This window comes from Pseudoalteromonas sp. NZS100_1, assembly GCF_015864285.1.
GTDB lineage: Bacteria > Pseudomonadota > Gammaproteobacteria > Enterobacterales > Alteromonadaceae > Pseudoalteromonas > Pseudoalteromonas arctica.
In genome coordinates this window covers 40,126-61,730 of record NZ_JADYXN010000002.1, presented here as the reverse complement: position 1 = coordinate 61,730, position 21,605 = coordinate 40,126, and the positions used below count along the sequence as shown (strand labels likewise).

The 21,605-nt window shown below is 39.1% G+C and carries 10 protein-coding genes and 1 pseudogene; 4 read left to right on the top strand and 7 right to left on the bottom strand.

Features of this window, described 5'->3' with window-relative positions; all coding sequences use genetic code 11:
* Window positions 1–19 precede the first annotated feature (19 nt).
* The 3 genes from edd to glk form a co-directional block, all read right to left on the bottom strand.
* Window positions 20–1,870, bottom strand: a complete 1,851-nt coding sequence (gene edd, locus I6F66_RS01645) for a phosphogluconate dehydratase (protein WP_165740596.1) — start codon at window positions 1,868–1,870, stop codon at window positions 20–22.
* Window positions 1,871–2,206: 336 nt separating this feature from the next.
* Window positions 2,207–3,220, bottom strand: a complete 1,014-nt coding sequence (locus I6F66_RS01640) for a LacI family DNA-binding transcriptional regulator (RefSeq protein WP_197208535.1) — start codon at window positions 3,218–3,220, stop codon at window positions 2,207–2,209.
* Window positions 3,221–3,258: 38 nt separating this feature from the next.
* Window positions 3,259–4,251, bottom strand: coding sequence for a glucokinase (gene glk / locus I6F66_RS01635; RefSeq protein WP_165740594.1), 993 nt, complete (start codon window positions 4,249–4,251; stop codon window positions 3,259–3,261).
* Between the two features lie 292 nt (window positions 4,252–4,543).
* Between glk and I6F66_RS01630 the strand changes: the two genes are divergently transcribed.
* Window positions 4,544–5,560: a LacI family DNA-binding transcriptional regulator gene (locus I6F66_RS01630; protein ID WP_007582612.1), complete on the top strand. Its 1,017-nt coding sequence runs from the start codon at window positions 4,544–4,546 to the stop codon at window positions 5,558–5,560.
* A gap of 371 nt (window positions 5,561–5,931) precedes the next feature.
* Here I6F66_RS01630 and I6F66_RS01625 read toward each other — a convergent pair whose 3' ends face one another.
* Window positions 5,932–8,859, bottom strand: coding sequence for a TonB-dependent receptor (locus I6F66_RS01625; protein ID WP_197175259.1), 2,928 nt, complete (start codon window positions 8,857–8,859; stop codon window positions 5,932–5,934).
* 777 nt (window positions 8,860–9,636) lie between these two features.
* Between I6F66_RS01625 and I6F66_RS22495 the strand changes: the two are divergent.
* The 3 genes and pseudogenes from I6F66_RS22495 to I6F66_RS01615 form a co-directional block, all read left to right on the top strand.
* A pseudogene (locus I6F66_RS22495) lies at window positions 9,637–9,960 on the top strand (substrate-binding domain-containing protein); the annotation flags it as partial.
* Window positions 9,961–10,278: 318 nt separating this feature from the next.
* Window positions 10,279–13,464 (top strand): TonB-dependent receptor, encoded by a 3,186-nt coding sequence (locus tag I6F66_RS01620; protein WP_197139515.1) that lies wholly within the window; start codon window positions 10,279–10,281, stop codon window positions 13,462–13,464.
* Between the two features lie 73 nt (window positions 13,465–13,537).
* On the top strand, window positions 13,538–15,445 hold the full coding sequence (locus I6F66_RS01615) for a S9 family peptidase (RefSeq protein ID WP_165741319.1): 1,908 nt from the start codon (window positions 13,538–13,540) through the stop codon (window positions 15,443–15,445).
* A 338-nt stretch (window positions 15,446–15,783) separates the two neighbouring features.
* On the opposite strand, the gene I6F66_RS01610 is transcribed toward I6F66_RS01615, so the two are convergent.
* Genes I6F66_RS01610 through I6F66_RS01600 form a run of 3 tightly spaced genes read right to left on the bottom strand, consistent with a single transcriptional unit; the run spans window position 15,784 to window position 21,569 of the window.
* The gene (locus I6F66_RS01610) at window positions 15,784–18,201 is read right to left on the bottom strand and encodes a glucan 1,4-alpha-glucosidase (protein ID WP_165740479.1); all 2,418 of its coding nucleotides are present in this window, start codon (window positions 18,199–18,201) and stop codon (window positions 15,784–15,786) included.
* A gap of 10 nt (window positions 18,202–18,211) precedes the next feature.
* Window positions 18,212–19,717, bottom strand: coding sequence for an MFS transporter (locus I6F66_RS01605; RefSeq protein WP_010555040.1), 1,506 nt, complete (start codon window positions 19,715–19,717; stop codon window positions 18,212–18,214).
* A complete protein-coding gene (locus tag I6F66_RS01600; protein ID WP_165740480.1) occupies window positions 19,710–21,569 on the bottom strand; it encodes an alpha-amylase family glycosyl hydrolase in 1,860 nt (619 codons plus the stop codon). Before I6F66_RS01600 ends, I6F66_RS01605 begins: the two co-directional genes overlap by 8 nt.
* Between the last annotated feature and the right edge of the window lie 36 nt (window positions 21,570–21,605).

Genomic DNA, 21,605 nt, shown 5'->3' with positions numbered 1-21,605 from the left:
TACCCAGTATGGCTAATATTTATTCAAGTCCAAAAGCACTCGCGCCTAAATCGGCACTGCTTACGATATTTCTAAATCCAGTAAATAATTCTCTGCCTGTACCAAATGTGGCACTTGGTTGGCTAAGTTCTGCTTCACGTTTAGCAAGTTCTTCGTCGCTAACGTGTACTTTTAATATTCCGTTTGGCGCATCAAGCGTCACTAAATCACCTTCTCGGATTTTAGCAATAATGCCGCCTTCTACTGCCTCTGGTGCTAAGTGAATAGCAGCTGGTACTTTACCTGATGCACCCGACATACGGCCGTCAGTAACAATAGCTACTTTAAAGCCTTCATCTTGAAGCGTTGCCATTACTGGCGTTAATTTATGTAGCTCTGGCATACCTTTCGCTTTAGGGCCTTGCTCTTTTAGCACGGCAATAAAGTCTTGGTTTAATTCGCCACGCGTGTATGCATCTTGCAAAGCACCTTGTGAACTAAATACTTTTGCTGGAGCAGTAACAACCTGATGCTCAATAGCAACCGCTGACACTTTGATAACGGCTTTACCTAAGTTACCTGTTAGAAGTTGCAGACCACCTTGCTTACTAAAAGGGTTACTCACAGGGCGAAGCACTTCTTCATCATGTGAGTTTGCTGGGCAATCTACCCATTTAACTTTAGTTGGGCCGGTTGAGTTGCTCATGATCAGGCTATCGTCTTTATCTAAACGAGGCTCTGTCATGTATGGCGCTAAACCATCACCTAGCATTGTTTTAACGTCTGTGTGTAAATAACCGGCGCTTGCTAGTTCACGCATTAAGAAACCCATACCGCCCGCTGCTTGGAAGTGGTTTACATCAGCTGAACCATTAGGGTAAATACGTGTAAGCAGTGGTACAACTTCTGATAAATCAGACATGTCTTTCCACGTAACCTGAATGCCCGCCGCTTTTGCTATCGCAACAATATGAATAGCATGGTTAGTAGAACCACCTGTAGAAAGCAGGCCTACTAAACCGTTTATAATCGTTTTTTCGCTGATCACATCAGCTAAACATGGGCTTTCTTTATCATCTGTAAGCTGCTTAAGCATAGTTTCTACAGCATTACCTGTAAGACCATCGCGAAGCTCAGTGTAAGGATTAATAAACGAGCTACCAGGAAGGTGTAAGCCCATTATTTCCATTAACATTTGGTTTGAATTTGCAGTACCGTAGAACGTACAAGTACCTGCACTGTGATAAGACGCGCTTTCAGCTTCTAATAAGTCTTCACGGCTTACTAAACCTTGTGCAAATTTTTGACGAATACGTGCTTTTTCTTTATTAGGAATACCTGACTGCATTGGGCCTGCTGGTAAAAAGAACACAGGTAAATGACCAAACGACAATGCACCAATTAATAAACCCGGGACTATTTTGTCACAAACACCTAAACAAAAAACGCCATCAAACACATCGTGCGAAAGAGAAATTGCCGTAGACATAGCAATTACATCACGAGAAAAAAGTGAAAGTTCCATGCCGTCACGCCCTTGCGTAACACCATCACACATTGCAGGAACGCCACCAGCAACTTGTGCTGTAGCATCGAATTTGGTAGCAATGTCTTTAATTAAATCTGGGTAATCTTTGTATGGCACATGAGCCGAAAGCATATCGTTATATGAGTTGATAATAGCAAGATTTGGCTGCTCATCAGCCTTTAAGCGCGCTTTGTCATCACTGCTACAAGCAGCCATAACATGGGCTATATTTCCGCAACCTAAACCGGCACGAACTCTTGTTTGTTTTTTTGCGTGCGAAATACGTTCTAAATAATCTTGACGGGTATTTTTACTGCGTTCGATAACGCGCTGGGTAACTTCTTGAATACGAGGATGTAACATAATTTAACTCATCTCTATTAGTTAGAGGATAAAGGCTCAGTAGCAACTACAGACTCCACGTAAATAACTGTACTGAGCATCTTTGATTTACCCGTTCAAAGGTACGCTACCAGGGAGCCTCTCACAACAACCCTGACACCGGTGTCACTGTATTAACGCATAGCAATGACACCGGTGTCAACCCTAGGTAACAAAAATAGTTTAATATTTTAACATGACCGAATAATGACCTATTTGATTTTTAGGCACAAAGTATATTTTAGCAAGTTCAGAGCAAAAAAAAGCCCGAATAAGCGTCACTCATATTCGGGCTACTGTGAAAGTGTTTTTAACTCACTATTTTATCGCAGAGGTAGACTCACGTGTAATTAAGCGCGACTCAAGCGTTACCTGATACGGCTGTTCTTGCGGTTGAGCTATGTGTGAAATAAGTTGAGTTACGGCTTGTTTAGTCATTTCCTCAACCGGTTGTGCAATAGTCGTTAAACCAGGCCAAATATGACGCGCAATAGGTGCGTTATCAAAGCCCGCAATAGAAATATCATCAGGTACTTTAAGTTGGCGCTGGGTAGCTAATTTTAACACCGCTGCCGCCATGTAATCATTTGATGCAAATACAGCTGTTGGCCTAGGTGATAAGTCTAAAATACTGCGCGCGCTGTCGACACCTGAGTGATAACTAAAGTTACCCTCCTCTACTAAGCGCTCATCAAATTCTATTCCATGGCTTGCAAGTGAACGCCTGTAGCCTTTAAAACGCTGTTGCGTCGCACTGTGATCCGGGTGCCCTTTAATAAACGCTATAGATTTATGCCCAAGGCTAATTAGATGCTCAGTAATTTCAAATGCGCCTTGCTCATCATTACTACGAACTGAAATAGAATCATCTTGAAGTAAAGCTGACGCAACTCTTGCGTAAGGAATTTTTTTAGATTTTAAAAATGAAACCAGCTCGGCAAAATCACCAAAAGGAGGTGTTAATACAATGCCATCTAATCGAGAAGTCTGTAGTAATTGCTCAATATTATTTATAAGGGCTTCACCACGAAACTCACAAGGGTGTATCAATAAGTTATAGTTATTTTCTTTGCATGCTTCTAAAGCGCCCGTTTGCACCCGAGTGATATAACTTTTACTGGGATTATCGTATAAACAACCAATAATAAAGCTACGATTTTGTGCAAGGCCACGCGCAATAGGATTAGGTGTGTAATCAAGTTCTTTAAATACCGCGAGTACCTTTTCTCGGGTAGCGGCACTTACATTTGGCTCATTATTTAAAACACGCGAAACGGTTTTTTTAGAAACCCCAGCATGGCTTGCTACAATATTTATGGTTACTTTTTTCATCTATCCATTATCCAAATACAACCAATAAGGCCAAAGCCCTATTTGCTATTGTGTAAACACGCAGCAGCGCCAATAAGCGGTATGTTGTCTTGTGTTACAAGTGTTACAGGGATTTGCCCTGCGTACTGCGACATAATACCTTTTTGCGAAAATCGTTCAACAAAACGACTCTCTAGAAGTCTTGCTTGCATACGAGGCAGTATTCCACCGCCGATAAATAATCCGCCTAAAGCGCCGTAAACAACGGCTAAATCGCCGGCTACACTGCCGATCCAATCACAAAATTGGTTAAGCGTTGCATCACAAACAGTACATTCACCGCTATTTGCTAGACTACTTATTTGCGCCGCGTCTAAATTTTTAGCTGTTACACCCTTAACTGCAGCCATGGCCTTGTACAAATGCGCAATACCAGGGCCTGAAAATACTGTTTCGATAGAAACATGCGGATGATCTTTACGTAACTCATTTAATAATAAGGTATCGAGCTCATTAACAGGTGCAAGCGATATATGCCCTCCTTCTGAACTTAAAACAGCGGTAGATTGCGACGTTCTAACTAAACACGCTGCACCAAAGCCAGTACCTGGACCTATAACACCAATGTTTGCATTGTCATCAGCTTGACCCGATTTAACAATGACATTTTGTTTAGGATCTAAATAAGGGGCGGCGTATGCAAAGGCAGCAAAATCGTTTATGACTTCTAGTTGTTGTAAATCAAAATGAGTTTTAAATTCACTGACGCTAAAATGCCAACCTAAATTAGTTAAATGCACTTGCCCAGCTTTTATTGGACCTGCAACGGCTAAACATGCGCGTTTAGGTGTAATATGCGGGACTGTTTGTAAATATTGCTCAAGCGCACTTTGAAGTGAGCCAAAATTAGCACTAGGGAAAATATTAATGTGCTCTATTACAAATTGGTTGGTGTGTTCATTAAAAGCAGTGATTAAAGCAAAGCGGGCATTAGTGCCGCCAACATCAGCAACTAAGATGGGATCAAATTGTGCAGAAGCGTTTGGGCTCATAGTATTATCTCTTTTGTTAAGCGACTCATGCTTATTATTTTACAATGGTGTACCATTGTTATTTATACTTTGAGCTATCACCTCAAAGTAGCTATCACAGTAAAAAAATGCTGCCTATAAAATATATAAACAGCGAATACGTTTTGACAACAAAATGATAAAACATTGACATTATGACACCGGTGTCAGCCGTTTATCAATAAAAATATACGTTAATTCACAAAAAGCTTGAAATTATTCATTAATAACCGAAAATGGCACAATTATTTATCAAATTAATTAAGTTGTAACAATGAAAGGTAAAGCCACCTCATTTGATATTGCCCACTATGCAGGGGTATCTCAATCAACTGTATCTCGCGCTTTACGTAACAGCCATCTTGTTAATGAAGAAACACGTAAACGTGTTTTCGATATAGCTAAAAAGCTTAATTATAAAGTTGATAAAAATGCCAGCAACTTGCGTACACAACAAAGCAGCACACTTGCATTACTTCTTTTCGAAGACCCTACTTCTGATGAGTCACAAATTAATCCTTTCTTTTTAGCCATGCTTGGCAGCATTACCCGTGCTTGCGCTAAAGAAGGTTACGATTTATTAGTATCATTTCAATCGGCCAGTGCTGATTGGCAAGCAGACTATGAAGATAGCCACAGAGCCGATGGTATTATTTTACTCGGTTATGGCGATTACATTGATTACCAACCAAAATTTAATACCTTACTTGAACAAAACACTAAGTTTGTTTGTTGGGGTGCAACCGTTGATAACCGTCCCGATTTAACTGTTTGTTGTGATAACTACGGTGGCGGTAAGCTTGCCGCTGAGCACTTTATTGCTCACAGCAGAACTGATTGCGCTTTTATTGGTGATGCATCTGATCATAGCCCTGAATTCTTTAGTCGTTTTCAGGGCTTTAAAGATGAGCTACTGGCTAACAACGTAAAAATAAACGAACGTAAAATGGCTAATGCTATATCTACTGAAGAATCTGGATATCACGCCACTCGTTCGCTTATCGCTAATAATATTAAATTTAACGCCTTATTTGCTGCAAGTGACTTAATTGCTATTGGGGCTATACGTGCACTTAAAGAAGCAAATATTAACGTGCCAAAAGATGTTGCGGTAGTCGGCTTTGATAACATAGCCATTGCTAGTTATGTAAACCCACCGCTGACGACGATAGAGCAAAACACCACTGTTGCTGGGCAAATGCTCGTAGAGAACTTATTAAAACTGATACGTGGTGAAGAAGTGCAAAGTACCCTATTAGCTCCTATTCTAATTCCTAGAAGGTCAAGCTGAGCCTGCCTGATAAAATAAAGCAAAATTAACAAACCATTCTAATTGGCAGTTACAACTACTTAAATTTTATTCAGTATATTTTTATCTATTCATTTCACTTTTCTTTCTGATGTATTCATATCTCACAAAAATTCAAAATTTAGATATAAAAAAAGCCTCTAACGAGGCTTTTTGCTAAATTCTTTTTTAACTCAGACTAATACCAATCCGCAATAATACTTAATCATTTTTCGGGGGCTAAACATGTCGCTATCTGTGTTAAAAAATTCTTATTTAGAACAACTAAATAGCAAATTTTTTGCCTAGCTATCAACACGTTTTTCCATCCTAAAAATAAATCACTTAATTAAGCGAATTGGTATAACAAGTTATTAAAAATCGTAAGACGCTGATAATTGAATTCTACGAGGAGACTGGTAAGACTGAGCTAAACCAAATGTAGCATTTCCATCGCCAGCAGCTATTTCTGCAGCTTCGTCGTAACGAGTTTCAGTAGAAGCATCAAATACGTTAAATACATCCATAGCTAAACGAACTTTCTGATCGTTAAAGCGAAGGTTATAAGTAAAGTTAAGATCTAAACGTGCTGTCCATGGTGTAGTACCCATGCTGCCACGAGGGAAACGTTTGTCACCTACATAGTAAGTATCACCGTATACGTATTGATCAGGGTCTGGAGTATAACCTTGACCTAAAGCAGTCCAAGGACGTCCAGATGCGATATTAACATTAGCACCAATTAAGAAGTCTTCTGTAACAGCAAATGCACCATAAATTTTAATGTTATGACGACGATCTGCAGGTAGATTACCATTAGCACCATCCATTAAATAAGGGTAATCCCAATCTTGCGTAAGACCAGCATCATCTTGACCATTATCAGATTTAACAAAACCTTCTGTATTACCATAGTTGTGAGACCATGTGTATAGCGCTTTTAAAGACCAAACCTGATCCCATGTTTTTTCTAATGTTAAATCAACTGATGCGTATTTACGCTTAGCTTCCGGGTAACCTAACTCTTGTGCAGTAAAGCTATATTCTTCAGTGGTGCCGTCACCATCAAGATCGAAATTGAAAGTAGCGCCATTGCCAGGATTAAATAAGAACCAGTTCTCACCTAAATATTCACCATTTTCATCATTAAAGATATAAGAACCATCATCAATTTGATTACCTAAAACACGGTAAGTTGCCTTGATACCCCATGACCAATCATCATTAATTGCTGCTTGATAACCAATCATATACTCATCGTTATACATTGGTTCAAGATCTTTATCAGATAAGGTATTTGATGGTTTTGCAGTACCGTCACCACCATTAGAAATAGCAGGATCACCTAGCTGAGTACCTAAACCAACAGGAGTACCGTCTGCGTTTAAGCCTTCATATGCATACCATGTTTGAATATAAGTCTCTGCACCCGCTAAACGAATATTTGTATTAGCTGCAACTGGTAGGTAATAACGACCAGCAGTGAAGAACAACTTACTATCGCCATCTCCATTAATATCCCAAGAACCACCTATACGAGGGGCAATTTGGTTATCAATAGAAACAAACTCTTCGCCATCTGCATTGTAGTTAGTAAAACTATCATTACGAAGGCCTAATGTTAATGTTAAATCTTCAGTAACTGACCATTGATCTTCAATATAAATAGCCCAGTTTTCTACTTCAAACGAACCGCCATTTTTATAATCGCGTACACGTGTTGTCTTCATTTCTTCAGGTAAGACATAACCATTAGCCAGTCTAGCGCCTTCTTCGTATGTACGATAATAGTAGTAAACGCCACCAGAGTTTTGTGTTGTTGAATCAGCTGTATTAGTTTCAGAATCATAACCAAATTTTAACGTATGCTCATCGTTTAGGTAATAATCAAAGTCAACGCGCAATTGCTCACGTTTATCTTCATTTTCACCAACGGTAAAGTTTACATAACACGTAGTATCCTCACCTAAATCGGCATCATAACCTGTAGGACAATCATCAAAGTCTGAGTAATCAGTTTCTGAAAACTTAACCTGACCAAACATTGCTGACATACTTAGATCATCTGTAAGGTTACCAGTATAACGCAATGCAAAACTTTCTCCGCCTCGCTTATGGTAAGCTGTACCACCATCTTCAGTGTAATTACCATTTCCTTGAGGGTCTGAAATTGTTTTTTCAGAATAAGTTCGTTTATCACTAAAGCCCCAAAGCATTAGTTGATGATCTTCGTTAATATTCCAGTCAAAACGAGCTAGGTAATATGGGTCATCATCTTTTTCAACTGTTAAATCTGTTTGAGATGCATTACCGTATTCGTAGTCATTATCTCTTGCAGTGTAAATACCATAGAAGAATAATGTGTCTTCAACTATTGCACCTGAAGCATAAATACTTGTTTCAAATGAATTGTCGTAGTCGTCTTGGTTATTAACATATAAATCGCCAATACAATGGCCATCCGCGTCTTCACAGCGATCATTTTGCTTGTAAAGTGAATCAGGAGCTTGCTCACTTAACGAGTCAGATGAATAAATCGTTTCAACACCAAAGTGAAAATCATTAGAACCAGATTTAGTAACTGATGAGATTAATCCACCGGTAGTACGCCCGAACTCTGCAGAATAACCACCCGTTTTAACTTGGAAGCTATCGTACGCGGTAAATGGGATTGTTGCACCGCCAAGACCATTTCGGAAATTAGTCATATTTAGACCATTCACGTAATAAGCATTTTCAGCTACAGAAGCACCACCAAATGAAGCTTGGTCGCCAAAACGACTATCCCCTTCAGTTGCGCCAGGCGCAAGCAATGCTACTGAAGTTACTGAGCGAGATATTGGTAGTAGCGCTAGTTCTTCAGAGCTAATATTTAATGAAGACTCTGATGCAGAAACATCTATTGCACGAATAGAGCCACCTACAACAGCAATTCTTTCGATATTACCTGTAGTTAGTGGAATTTGAATGAGAGCTGTTTTACCTACCCCTATAACAACATCTTTAACTTGAGCTTGGTCAAAACCAGATTGGGATACTGTAATATCATACTTACCTACTGGCACTTGCTTAAGATCAAACTCACCATTTGCATCAGCAGTTAGTGTTTTAGAATAACCTTTGCTTTTATCTGTTATTGTTATTGATGCACCCGCTAATGAAACACCTGACTGAGCCGTTAAGCTACCTTTGATAGCGCCATTAACGTTATCTGCCATTGCTGGCATTGCCGCACTTAACGTCATTGCAACTGCTGCAGCAGTGAATGAGCGTTTAAATGTCTTAGAAAAATTATGGTTCATTTTTGATTTATCCCTAGATAATTAGATTATTATTTTTTATGTCTTACGTTAAATACTTTATATAACGCCTACTAATTTAAAGTATTTAACCCCCTTAACGTGTAAGGAGAAACAAATTAATAACACAATAAAAACAAACTTGCCAACAAAATGCGACAGCAATTAACAGGAAAATTACCATAAAAAACAATAAATTAACAAAAAACCAAGGATAAAACCAAAAAACAAAATAAAAACAAAAAAACAAACATATAATTTACATTGTTAGTTGTTTGCAAAACCAACAAAATGAATAAAAAGCAGGCTCCATTATTTATAAAAACAGCGCCATAAACACCATTAAAGAACAACTCTTATACAATTGACTTAAAACCCCTATCAAAATACTATCCCACTTAATTAGCATAAATATTCACACTACACTTCACAAACCCTATACCGTTGCAAAAAACGGAATTTAATTTAGAAAAAAAAACGCCTAATTAAAATCTTTTTTTATGTCATATAATTTCTAAATCATTACTTAAATGACTCGAAAACCACCAAATAATGATCCCAAACTCGTTTACCACGGAGTAAACGTACCTGCTTAATATATTTTGCATGTATCCAAACTTTAGGTGTAGCTGAGTTTGTGTCCTCACCCAACTTATAACCTGCTTTATTTACACCTATACATCCCACGCTTATTTTGGTAAAAAAATGCCGCTATTAGCAAATTACCCTAACTCTTTTACATAACTATTTTTAATATCAGCTTGTTTTACATCATTTAGCGCATTACTTGCTAATAACGTTAAAATAAGAGAGCGAAAAATGGCTAATACTATACCCACTGAATAATTGAGGTATCACGCCGTTCACTTATCGCTAATAATATTAAATTTAACGCCTTATTTGCTGCAAGCGACTTAATTGCTATTGGCGCTATACGTGCACTTAAAGAAGCTAATATTAACGTACCAAAATTTGTTGCATCGGCTTTGTTATTACAGTCATTGCAAATTACGTAAACTCACAACTAACTACAATAGATCGAAACACCACTGTTGCTGGGCAAATGTAGTAGAGAACTTATTAAAATTGATATGTGGTGAATAAGTACAAAGTGCCCTATTAAATCCTATTCTCACTTCTAGAAGGTCAAGCTGAGCCTTCTTAATTAAGCAAATACTGATTACATCTGTTCACATTCATTTACAAACAATAAAATCATATAATAAACAATATATTAAAAAAAACACCACCCAAAAAACTATACTTTTTCATCAAAAAAACATCAATTACACATTCCTTAGCAACAGCAATTTGTTAACTGCATTTACTATTTTGTTTCTATAATGTAAATTTATTGTACCGCTATGATCTTGATCTGTAACTTTATAGCCTAAATAACAACAATATCTCAGGGATTTACATATGTTTAAAACTAAAGCTCTATCAAATGCAATAAGATACTCTTTATTGCTAGGCTCTGTAGCCTTAGCGCCTAACGCGCTAGCTCAAGAAAATGACTTGAATTCAGACGTAGAATTAGAAGAAGAAGCACCTGAACGAATAGTTGTAACAGGCTCACGTATAAGAAAAGCTGAATTTTCAAATGCATCACCAATTCAAATTATCAATGGCGACTTATCTCGTGAAATGGGTTTATTTGATGCAGGCTCAATGCTTCAATCGACCAGCCAAGCGGCTGGTGCTCAAATAGATAATACATTTGGTGGTTTTGTACTAGATAACGGTCCGGGCGCTGCAACAATCGGATTTCGTGGTTTAGGTGCTGAACGAACTCTTGTACTTATTAATGGCCGAAGAATGGCTCCTGCTGGCGTTGGTGGTGCACCAACATCCCCTGATTTGAACTTAATACCTGGCGTAATGATTGAGCGTGTAGAGAATTTATTTGATGGCGCATCAACCGTTTATGGTTCTGATGCGGTAGCGGGTGTAGCTAACGTAATATTAAAAAAAGATGTTGAAGGTTTTATTTTTGATGCATCTTATCGTCAACCTAAAGGTGAAGGCGGTGAAGAAACTGTACTTTCGGGTATGTGGGGCAAAACCATGGATAATGGTTTTATCACTATAGGCGTTGAATATTCAGAACAAAAATCTCAATCTTTATCTGGTAACCCTTTTGTTAAAGGGTGTGAAGAGCGTATTTGGGAAGCTGAAGATGGCAGTATCGTAACGAGAAACAGTGGCTATGGTCCTGTGGCGAGTGGTGAAGATTCATGTGATATTTTCCCTCTAACAAATCGTATTAGCGTACCTTCTTTCTTTGGTAGTGTTTATTACACTCCTAATTTTACAAACACTGGTATTCCAAACTTCAGCGAATCAACTGTACCATCAAGTCTTGAAGGATTTTTACCTTCATGGGTAGCTGGCGATTTCGATGGCGATGGTATTAATGATGGTGTATTTGTTGATGGTAACGGAGATGGTTTCCGTGACGTTGATTTCCAAGACCCTCTATACGCTTTCCAACAATCTGATTACTACAAAAGTGGTGATTACAGAAGTAAAAATGAACGTATTTCACTAATGCTTAATGGTGAATACAACTTCCAAGACGATAACGACACAACTTTCTACTATGAAGGTTTATACGCTAGTCGTAAATCTCCAATTTTTAGCCCTGGTGCACAAATATTTCAACAAGTAGCGGCATCAAACCCATATAACCCTTGTGGTACAAACGGTATTGACTGTTTTGGCGTGTTAGGTGTGGGCCCTGGTGGACCTGAGGCCGTTCAGCCAATCATCAATATCCGTGGTGACCGTGATCAAACTGAGGTTGAAGTATCACAATATCGTTTAGTTACCGGTGTTACTGGTAATCTAGGTATGTTCGAAAACATTGGTTTAGACAATTGGTACTACGACGCGTCTGTATCGTACAGCGCATCTAAAGGTACTGACCACCGTGTTGGTATTGATGAAGAACGCTTAATTAACTCATTAGAAACCGCTGTTCTTAATGATGATGGTACTGTTACCTGTGGTACCGGTTCTGATGGATGTGTTCCTGTTAATTTATTTGCAGACAGTATTTACCAAGAAGGTGGCGGTACGCTTTCACCTGAAGAAGCGGCCTATTTATTTATTGACCGCGACATCGAAACTAAAGTAAACCAGTTTGTTTTTAATGCATTCATGGGTGGTGACTTCTTCGCACTACCATGGAATAACGAAACAGTTGCAGGTATCGTTGGTATTGAATATCGTCGTGATGAGATTGAATCAAATCCTAATGCAGCAGCATCACAAGGCTTACTATGGGGCTACTTTGCTGACCAAGGCGCTGATGGTTCTCGTAATCTAAAAGAAATATTTACAGAAGTTGACTTCCCTTTACTTAAAGGAGTTAAAGGTGCTGAAGAACTTACATTTACAGCTTCTGGCCGTGTTTCTGAGGAATCTTTCTACGATGCTGAATCAACTTATAGTCTTAAAACTATCTACCGTCCTGTTGATTGGTTTACTCTTCGTGCTACAAAAGGTACTTCTTATAGAGCGCCAAACTTACGTGAACGTTTCTTAAACGGTACGTCTGGTTTTAATACAGTTGCCGATCCATGTGTTGTTCCGGAAGATGCTCGTAATATTGACCCATTGAACCCAGGTTCAGCAGCTACATATAATGCAGCTGAAGAAACACGCGATACAGCGGTATTAAACGCTTGTCAAGCATCAGGTATTGATCCAACTACTCTTGGTTTAGGTCAAGGTGGGACTGATTCATATACTGGAACTTATAGCGCTGAGATTGAAACTGGCGGTACAACTGAGCTTAGTGCTGAAACATCAGTGGCTAAAACATACGGTTTTATCTTTGAACAACCGTTCACTGATGCATTTGATTTAACAATGTCATTAACTCGTTTTGATATTGAAGTAACAAATAGTATTGCAGAGCCAAGTGCTTTCTACAGTATTGGTCAGTGTTATTCTGCTGATGGTAATGATGCTTTTTGTAGCCGTATCGGCCGTGACGAAAATGGTCAAATTGATTTAGTTGATGCTAGCTTTATCAATATTGGTTTAATCTCTTCTAAAGGTTTTGATTACAATATCTACTTTGAAACAGATACGGTAATTGCAGAAGAAAACTTAGGTATTACACTAGACCTTCAAGCCACGCGCATGACAGAGCAAGTTTTTGATGTACTTGGTACTATTGATGACAATATGGGTGAGCCAGATTCACCAGAATGGCGCGGTACAGCACGCTTACAACTTAAATATTCTGATTTTAGGTTTAACTGGGAAACACGTTTCATCGGTAAAGGTCGTGAAGATGAAGATGATTTAGGTGAATTCGAAGAAGGTACTGCAGGTTGTCGTGGTTTAACTGACGCAAATGGTGCTCCACTTAAATGTCGCCCTGTTGGTTTCACTGATGACTACTTTGTACATAACATCGGTATGACTTGGTCTAACGATGCTTATAAAGTGAACTTTGGTGTACGTAACGTATTTAATGAAGCTCCACCAAAAGTAGACCCAAATGGTTCTTTCTCAAATACTAACATCCCTCTAGGTGTTGGTTATGATACTTCAGGACGTAGCCCATACATCAGTTTTACAGCTTCTTTTTAATTAGAATTGGCTGAGTATATATTCAATCCAGATGGCCTAAAATTTTAGGCCATTTTTTTTGAGGGAATAAAAAATGAAACTTAAAAAAAGAATGTTAGTAGGATTTACCTTACTAAGCCTATCTTCTTTCGCTAATAGCGAAACTGAAGATGCGACACAAGTGAGCAGTATCGATGCTTTCTCAATGTCATCTGCTATTCGTAGTGTTGTAGCATCACCTGATGGTAAGAAGCTTGCTATTTTAAGAGCTACTACCAAAAATGGTGACTATATAATTGAGATAAGAGATCCAAATAACCTAGAAGCAGACCCCGTAAGGTTGGGCGCTGATAAAATGCTGATATCTTCCATCGTATGGTTAAACGATGAAAAAATAGGCGTTATGTTTAGACAAATACTAGAAGATGGAAGTCGCAAATACTGGGTTAATAAGTTTGCAATAACTGATGCAGATGGTAAAGGCGACTGGTTATTACCATTTAAGAAAAAGCGAAATGTTCAATTTAATATAATAAATATACTTCCAGACAAAAAAGATGAAGTACTTGTAGAAGTTGATATTAATAATAACTACATTCCAGATGTAGTGAGATTTAATATTAACACTGGACGAAGCGTTACTGTAATGCGCGGAAATGAAAAAGTATCAGGCTCGTTTGTTTCTGACTACGATGGTGAAATAAGAATAGCCCAAGGTTGGAATAAATCTGATAACGCAATCGATTATTATGCCCGAGATAAAGGCAATGATGATTGGAAAGTAATTAAGCAAGTTAGTCCTAAAAAGCGTGAAAACTTTGAGATATTAGGATTTGCAAAAGGTAATCCTAACGAAGTTTATGTTAACGCCAACTTAGGCGAAAATACGACTGGCATTTATATTTACAATATTAAAACAGGTCAGTATTCTGAACGTCAATTTGGTCTTAAATCTGTAGATACAGACGGTGTTATACTTGATACCGACGGCACTTTACAAGGCTTTCGCTATACAACCAAGCAGCCTAAGTTTTATTTCACAGACCCAAACCTTCAAGCACTTAACGAATCTGTTGCTTCTTTATTTAAAGATAAGTTTGTACAAATCATTAGTAGCTCTGATAACGATAACGTATTAGTGGTGAGAGTATCTGCTGACGATAACCCAGGCAGCTATTACATTGTTACTAATAAGCAGAAGCTGACTAAAATTGGTGACCGACTTCCGTTTATTGATAAAAGTAAATTAGGATCCGTTAAATATATCTCTTATAAAGCAAGAGATGGACGCAAAATAAAAGCGTATGTAACCATCCCTGCGACTAAAGGTCCTTACCCTGCGATAGTACTTCCTCACGGTGGTCCTTGGGTGCGTGACTCTGTTGTATTTGATGACTGGGCGCAGTTACTTGCCTATCATGGTTACGTAGTTATTCAACCAAACTATCGTGGATCTACGGGGTACGGTCTGGAGCATTGGATAGCCGGTGATAATAACTGGGGCTTGAAAAAACAAGATGATTTAGACGACGCGGCACAATATTTAATAGATAAAGGCTTAGCAACAAAAGATAAGCTTGCTTTATTTGGTTGGAGTTATGGCGGTTATGCTGCATTTGCTGCATCTATGCGTGAAAACAACATATATAAATGTGTTGTTGCCGGTGCAGGGGTAAGTGATTTAAGCCGTATTAATGCAACTCTTAACGAAAATCGCTTTTTAAGTATTTTACAACGCCCTACGATTACAGGTGTCTCTCCTGTAGAGCAAGTAGATAAAGTAAATATTCCTATACTAGTTGTGCATGGTGATATAGACAGTCGTGTTCCAGTAAAACACAGTAGAGACTTCGTATCTGAGCTTGAGAAGTACAAAAAAGACTTTAAATATATTGAGCTTGAAGATGCTGATCACTTTTCTGATACGCTTTTCTACGATCATAAAAAAGAATTTTATACCGAGTTGTTATCATGGTTTGATAATAAGTGTGGTCTCAAATAATGTAACTAAAAAGTGACACTCATTTTATTTGAAGAGCATTCTTTTGTTTTAATATTAAGTGAGTACATAACAAAAAGGCTTCTAAATTTATTTAGAAGCCTTTTTTAATAACTACAGCATTTTATACCAATCCGCAATAATACTTAATCATTTTGCGGGGCTAAACGTGTCGCTAACTGCGTTAAAAAATTCTCATTTACGACTGCATGGATGCAGAAGGTAGAGCAATGCAGGAGCAATTGCCGAGAACAACTAAATAGCGAATTTTTTGCCTAGCTAACAACACGTTTTTCCTGCCTCAAAATAGCTCACTTAATTAAGCGAATTGGTATTATATATTAGTCTTTAAGCGATTCGGCAACCACAGGGTAATAATCCCAAACTTGTTTATCACTGAGTGAGCGTACAAGCTTGATGTATTCTGCGTGTGTCCAAGCTAGAGGTGTTGCTGAGTTTGTGCCCTCGCCTAATTCATAACCTGCTTTATTTACGCCAACGCCATCCCATACTTGCTCAGGTAGCATCATGCCGCTATTAGCAAATTGCTCTAGCCCTTTTACGTAACTATTTTTAATGTCCGCTTGTTTTGCATCATCTAGCGTATTATTTGCGTTTGCGGCCGCTATTTCATAGTGTCCGCGTTCACCTGTAAAAAATGGCCATACACGACCACGTTGGCCTGGCGTGTTGCTCCTGCTTTCGGCGTAATTAGTACCTGTGGTTTCATCTTCGCCGTAACCGTCGTTGCCATAACGGCGATAGCCTGCAAATGTGCCGCTACCATCGGTAAAGTTAAAGCTGTATTTAACTTGTAAGTTATCTTCAAGCGTTTCGTCGTCATACTCAGGTAGGGTTTTAACTATACTTGAATCGTTGGCACTTCTTACTCCATAGCGGACTAATTCTAAAAAACCACCATCTAAAATCTGCTTTTTGTTAAAACCTTCACGGCCATTGTTGGCGTTAATTTTAGTATTAGAGTTAGCGTCGGTGTCTTGACCTATACGAATAAAATACTCGCCATCGGTGCTATCACCTTTTAAATTACCTTCGGTGGTAAACATTTGCGATTCTATATCATTGTTGTACTTTTTAGCCGTTGCTAAATAACGATCTGCATTTTGAGTATCACCGCTGAGTGTTGCTATGTCACTGGCTGTTATAAGGCCAGCAACAACGGCAGCCGTTGTAGAGGGAGAATAACCACTTTGCTCTTCCCAGCGCTCTTGCTGTGTAGCAGGTGGAGTGATTTGCATGTCGTTCCATAAAATTTTAGCTCTTCCGCCATCAACTAAAAAGTCAGCTGCCGGTTTTAGCATGCGTGCGTACCAATCTTTAAGTTCGTTATCACTTAGTACGTTTGCTTGATGTAACTTCCACGCAAGCATAATCGGCATAGCCGTTTGATCTAGCTGTACCCCTACCCATTCAAGTTCACCGTCAACATGTGTTTTTTGTAAAAACCATCCTGTATCACCATTGTTACCGGGGGTTTTGCTAGTAACTTGTACTTTTTCAAGGTATTCGAAGGCCGTTTTTGCAGTCGCTGTATCGCCTAAGGCCATAAATGCCATAGCTACTTGATAAAAATCACGAACCCATACCGCTTTGTAACCAGTCGAACCCTCTTTGGCTGAAACAGTTTCACCCCAAGGATTAGAAAGTGAGGCAATGAGCGCACCCGCATTAGTTTTGTCTTCTTGCGCTTTTAGTACCATTGCACTGGTATAAAGTAGCTTACCGTCATCGGCTGTTTGCTTAACCATTGTATTTAATGGCTCAAGGCTTTGTAAATAATCTTCCCAGCCTAGCGCTTCACCTTTACCGTTGTAGGCATCAAGCACATTTTGATAACCTTTAGATAAGCTCTGTGCACCTTGTTGCTGGCTTTGCTGCTGCGTTTTACCAAAGCTTAGTGCTAAATCAAATGTGGTATTACTATCGATATTACCAAGCTCTGCCAGCAGAGTGACGTTACCGGCCTTATCGCCAGTGTTTGAATATTGTTTGCTTAGTGTGTTTTGTTTTTTAAGTGAGGTGATGCCATCGCTCACACCTGTAAAGCCTACACTTTGCATTTTGAATGGCGTAGATGATTGCAACGTTAAAAAATTATCATCTTCCCATGCTACTAAGCCTTGCTCAGTGGTTTTTGCAAAATCACCTAAGCCGTTGTTGTTTATATAAGGGTTAACAGCAACATACGCTTTCACGCCTTTAAGTGATGTATTAAAAATACTGCGTACAAACAATGTTTGTCCGTCAGGGTCGGTGAATATGTGTTTTTCGAGGGTAAAACGCCCTTTCTTATCTGTACTTGTTACTTTGTAAGCAAGCGATAGTGGTCTGCCTTTATCGTCTTTATGTAAGTAATCAATTGTAACGTCTAAGTCGTCAGCTTCAGTGACTGTAAAATCTTTACCGGTTACTACAAACTGCATATCTTTAATTTGAGCTTGGTGAATGAGTCCAAACATAGTTTCGGTGATCATACCTTTGGCAATTGAAAACCATACTTTTGATACTTCACCTGTCGCAGCATTGTTATTATATTGGCCGTTTTGGTATTGCTCAAAAGAAGTACCAATTCCGGTTTTACCCGCGTAAGCCCAATATGGTTCAGCACCTGGTGCACCTGGTGCGCCAGGAGCTGCTGAAACTGTAGCGTCAATATTTTCGTTATTCGTATTTTGTGCACCACAGGCTGTTAAGCCCAAAGTTAAAAGAGCGGTAGTAATAAGGTTATATTTTTTCATTGTGTGACCCTTAGTTTGAATTTTTAACGCGCATTACAGCAATCGCAGCAACAACGAATGATGCAGCACCAATTAATAATGCGTAAATAGGCTGGTTAGAAAATACGTGGCGTAAAATAAGCCCTAAAATACTAGCGGCAAGCAATTGCGGTATAACAATAAAGAAGTTAAAAATCCCCATATACACGCCCATTTTATTACTCGGTAGTGCATTACTTAACATTGCATAAGGAAGTGATAAAATAGAAGCCCATGCAAAACCAACGCCTATCATTGGAATAAGAAGCATTTTTGGGTCTGTTATAAACATAAAGCTCGCAAGGCCCAATGCACCTAGTAGTAAGTTAAAGCAATGTGCGCCTTTTAAGCCCATCTTTTTAACTAAGAATGGAATACACATAGCGGCAATAGCCGCAAAGCCATTGTAAGCTGCAAATAAAATGCCGACCCAATCAGCCCCATCGTTAAAGGCTTTACTTGTTGCATCACTGCTGCCGTAATGAAAGCTTGTTACTGCGGCTGTGGTGTATATCCACATAGCAAATAACGTAAACCAGCTAAAAAACTGCACCCAAGCAAGCTGCTTCATTGCCTCTGGCATGGTAAATACATCTTGTACTACTTGGTAAAAACCGCCTTGTATTTTGTTAGCAGCCTTTAATGCGCTTGCTATCCACTGCACAATACCAAACGCTAGTAAGCCACCAGCAAGTAGGTATAACTCTTTTTCAAGCGATAAACCCATTACTAATGCAAGGGTTGCTAAACCTAGCACCACAAAAATAATGGCACCTTTATTAAAGTTGATATCTACTAATGCGGTGTTAGTCGGTTTGGCAGTGTGGTTTTCAAAAGCAGCTAATTGCTCAGGACTATATTCTTTGGTTCGCATAACTGTCCAAAGAACTGCGACTAGCAATACGACCCCACCCCAATAAAATGAATATTTAACAGATTCAGGGATTTGCCCTGGCGCAGCGGTATTACTTACGTCAAACCAATTGGTCATCATCCATGGTAGCGCTGAGGCTAATACCGCACCAATACCAATAAAAAAGCTTTGCAAGCCATAGCCCGTAGCACGTTGTTTTTCTGGCAGGTTATCGCCTACAAGTGCTCTAAAAGGTTCCATAGTGACATTGATTGAGGCATCCATAATCCATAACATACCTGCAGCAATCCAAAGGGTTGGTGAATGCGGCATGATAAAGAGTGAGATAGTAGTAAGTACCGCCCCTATGAAAAAGAATGGACGACGACGACCAAAACGCCCCCATGTTTTATCACTCCAATAACCAATTATTGGTTGCACTATTAAGCCCGTTAGCGGTGCTGCAACCCATAAAATAGGAATATCATCCACTTGTGCGCCTAGGGTTTGAAAAATACGGCTCACATTGCCGTTTTGTAGTGCAAAACCAAATTGAATACCCAAAAAGCCAAAGCACATATTCCATATTTGCCAAAAACTTAGATTTGGTTTGTTGCTGTCATAATTATTATTTTGATTATTCATGATTAGCCTTATTAGTTAAAACTGCGCTACTAAATGCATCTAGCGAAAGCATAAGCTTTGTAACTTCTTTGTCAGTGATGATCTTTACCGTGTTTTGTTCAAGTAAGTCGTGTAGCGGTTTATTTCGCTCAAAGGTATTAGCTTGCTCTGGTGTTAAATTAATTAATACCGTTTGTGGCTCCTCACTAAAATTACTAAAAACATAAACAGATTGCTGTCCCAGCGAGCGTACAAAACCAACAACGCGTTCGCTATTGCTAAGTGAAAGCTCTGACATGGTTCCACCTACAACAGCGGGTAAACTATTAAGAGCCATTATTGATTTATAATAATCACGAAGTGATGCTTGCTCGCTTGACAAGTTAGCGCCGTCGAATTTGCCGTTGTTCATCCATGCTTGATGCGCTGGTACACCAATGTAGTCAAAAATACTGGTGCGAGTAGATGTGCCAAAACCTGCGTTTTCAGATCCGTCCTCCCCCACATCTTGAGCAAAATATAATAAAGTAGGTGCGCGACTAATTAAGCTAGAAACTACCATTGCTGGTTTCCCCCAGCGTGCATCACCTGCAAAATCGGGGCTCGCAATGCGTTGTTCGTCGTGGTTTTCTAAAAAGTGCAACATGTGCGATTCAATATCGTTAACGTGGCTTTGGGCTGCAAAAATCGTATTAGCAGCTTGCTTACCCTGCATAATGGCTTTTAATGTGTCGTAAAAGCCGACTTTGTCATACAAATAATCCATTTTTCCTTGCTGAATATACGCTCTGTACATTTTCGGGTTATAAACTTCAGCCAATAAAAATGCATCCGGTTTTTGCATTTTGATTGATGAGTTTAAAAAACTCCAAAATTCAACTGGCACCATTTCGGCCATATCGTATCTAAAGCCATCAACGCCTTTATCAAGCCAGTACAAAGTGATATCTCTAAATTTATACCAACTATTAGGAAGCTCTTTATTTTGCCAAAAAGCGTAATGAGCGCGATAATCTTGGTTTTTTAGCTCTTTAGGTAATGCAGGAAAGTCATAGCTGCCATCTGGCTTTACACCATAGTTAACTTTTACGGTTTCATACCAATCGTTTATATCAGGTTTTGGTGCTCGCGCCCCATTCCCCGTCCATTTTGCTGGCGTTTCATCAAAAAAACCATCAGCTAATGGATGCGTATTACCACCTAAAACGAGGTAACTTTCTGACGCTGGAACCTGAAAAGACTGCCCAGGTACATAATAAAAGTTGTTATTTTTATCGTACTCTTTACTTTTATCATCCTGCTCACCAAAGTCTTTTACTCCTTTGGGTTTTGCTACTGATTTATAATCACGCGCAACATGGTTAGGGACAATATCAATAACCACTTTCATACCATGTTGATGAGTGCGCTCAATCAGATCACTAAACTCACCCAACCTATTAGTCACATTTATGGCTAAATCGGGGTTAACGTCGTAGTAATCTTTGATTGCATAAGGTGAACCTGCACGGCCTTTTACTACATCCGGATCGTCTTGGCTAATGCCGTACTGTGTATAGTCGCCCACTAACGCATGGTGCAAAACACCGGTATACCAAACATGGGTCGTCCCTAGCTCTTTAATGCCAGCTAATGCAGCATCGTTAAAGTCAGCAAATTTGCCTACACCATTTTGCTCTTTTGTACCCCAAGGTACATTTGCGGTTTGTGTGTTACCAAATAAACGTGTAAACACTTGGTATACAACAGGCTTTGTTAACTCATTTTGCGCCTGTTTAGGCATTTGCTGTTGTTCGATTTCATTATTGTCTGAGCACGCACTTGTTATAAGTGCGCTACACAGTAATGCGGGTACATAAACTGATTTTTTCATTGTGTGTCTTTTTGTCAGTAGTGTTATAGCTTTATA

What these genes read in the sequence shown, in the direction of transcription:
- I6F66_RS01605 (WP_010555040.1), bottom strand. Translation starts at nt 19,717, where the DNA reads ATGAATAATCAAAATAATAATTATGACAGCAACAAACCAAATCTAAGT.
- I6F66_RS01620 (WP_197139515.1), top strand. Translation starts at nt 10,279, where the DNA reads ATGTTTAAAACTAAAGCTCTATCAAATGCAATAAGATACTCTTTATTG.
- edd (WP_165740596.1), bottom strand. Translation starts at nt 1,870, where the DNA reads ATGTTACATCCTCGTATTCAAGAAGTTACCCAGCGCGTTATCGAACGC.
- I6F66_RS01640 (WP_197208535.1), bottom strand. Translation starts at nt 3,220, where the DNA reads ATGAAAAAAGTAACCATAAATATTGTAGCAAGCCATGCTGGGGTTTCT.
- I6F66_RS01625 (WP_197175259.1), bottom strand. Translation starts at nt 8,859, where the DNA reads ATGAACCATAATTTTTCTAAGACATTTAAACGCTCATTCACTGCTGCA.
- glk (WP_165740594.1), bottom strand. Translation starts at nt 4,251, where the DNA reads ATGAGCCCAAACGCTTCTGCACAATTTGATCCCATCTTAGTTGCTGAT.
- I6F66_RS01610 (WP_165740479.1), bottom strand. Translation starts at nt 18,201, where the DNA reads ATGAAAAAATATAACCTTATTACTACCGCTCTTTTAACTTTGGGCTTA.
- I6F66_RS01615 (WP_165741319.1), top strand. Translation starts at nt 13,538, where the DNA reads ATGAAACTTAAAAAAAGAATGTTAGTAGGATTTACCTTACTAAGCCTA.
- I6F66_RS01600 (WP_165740480.1), bottom strand. Translation starts at nt 21,569, where the DNA reads ATGAAAAAATCAGTTTATGTACCCGCATTACTGTGTAGCGCACTTATA.
- I6F66_RS01630 (WP_007582612.1), top strand. Translation starts at nt 4,544, where the DNA reads ATGAAAGGTAAAGCCACCTCATTTGATATTGCCCACTATGCAGGGGTA.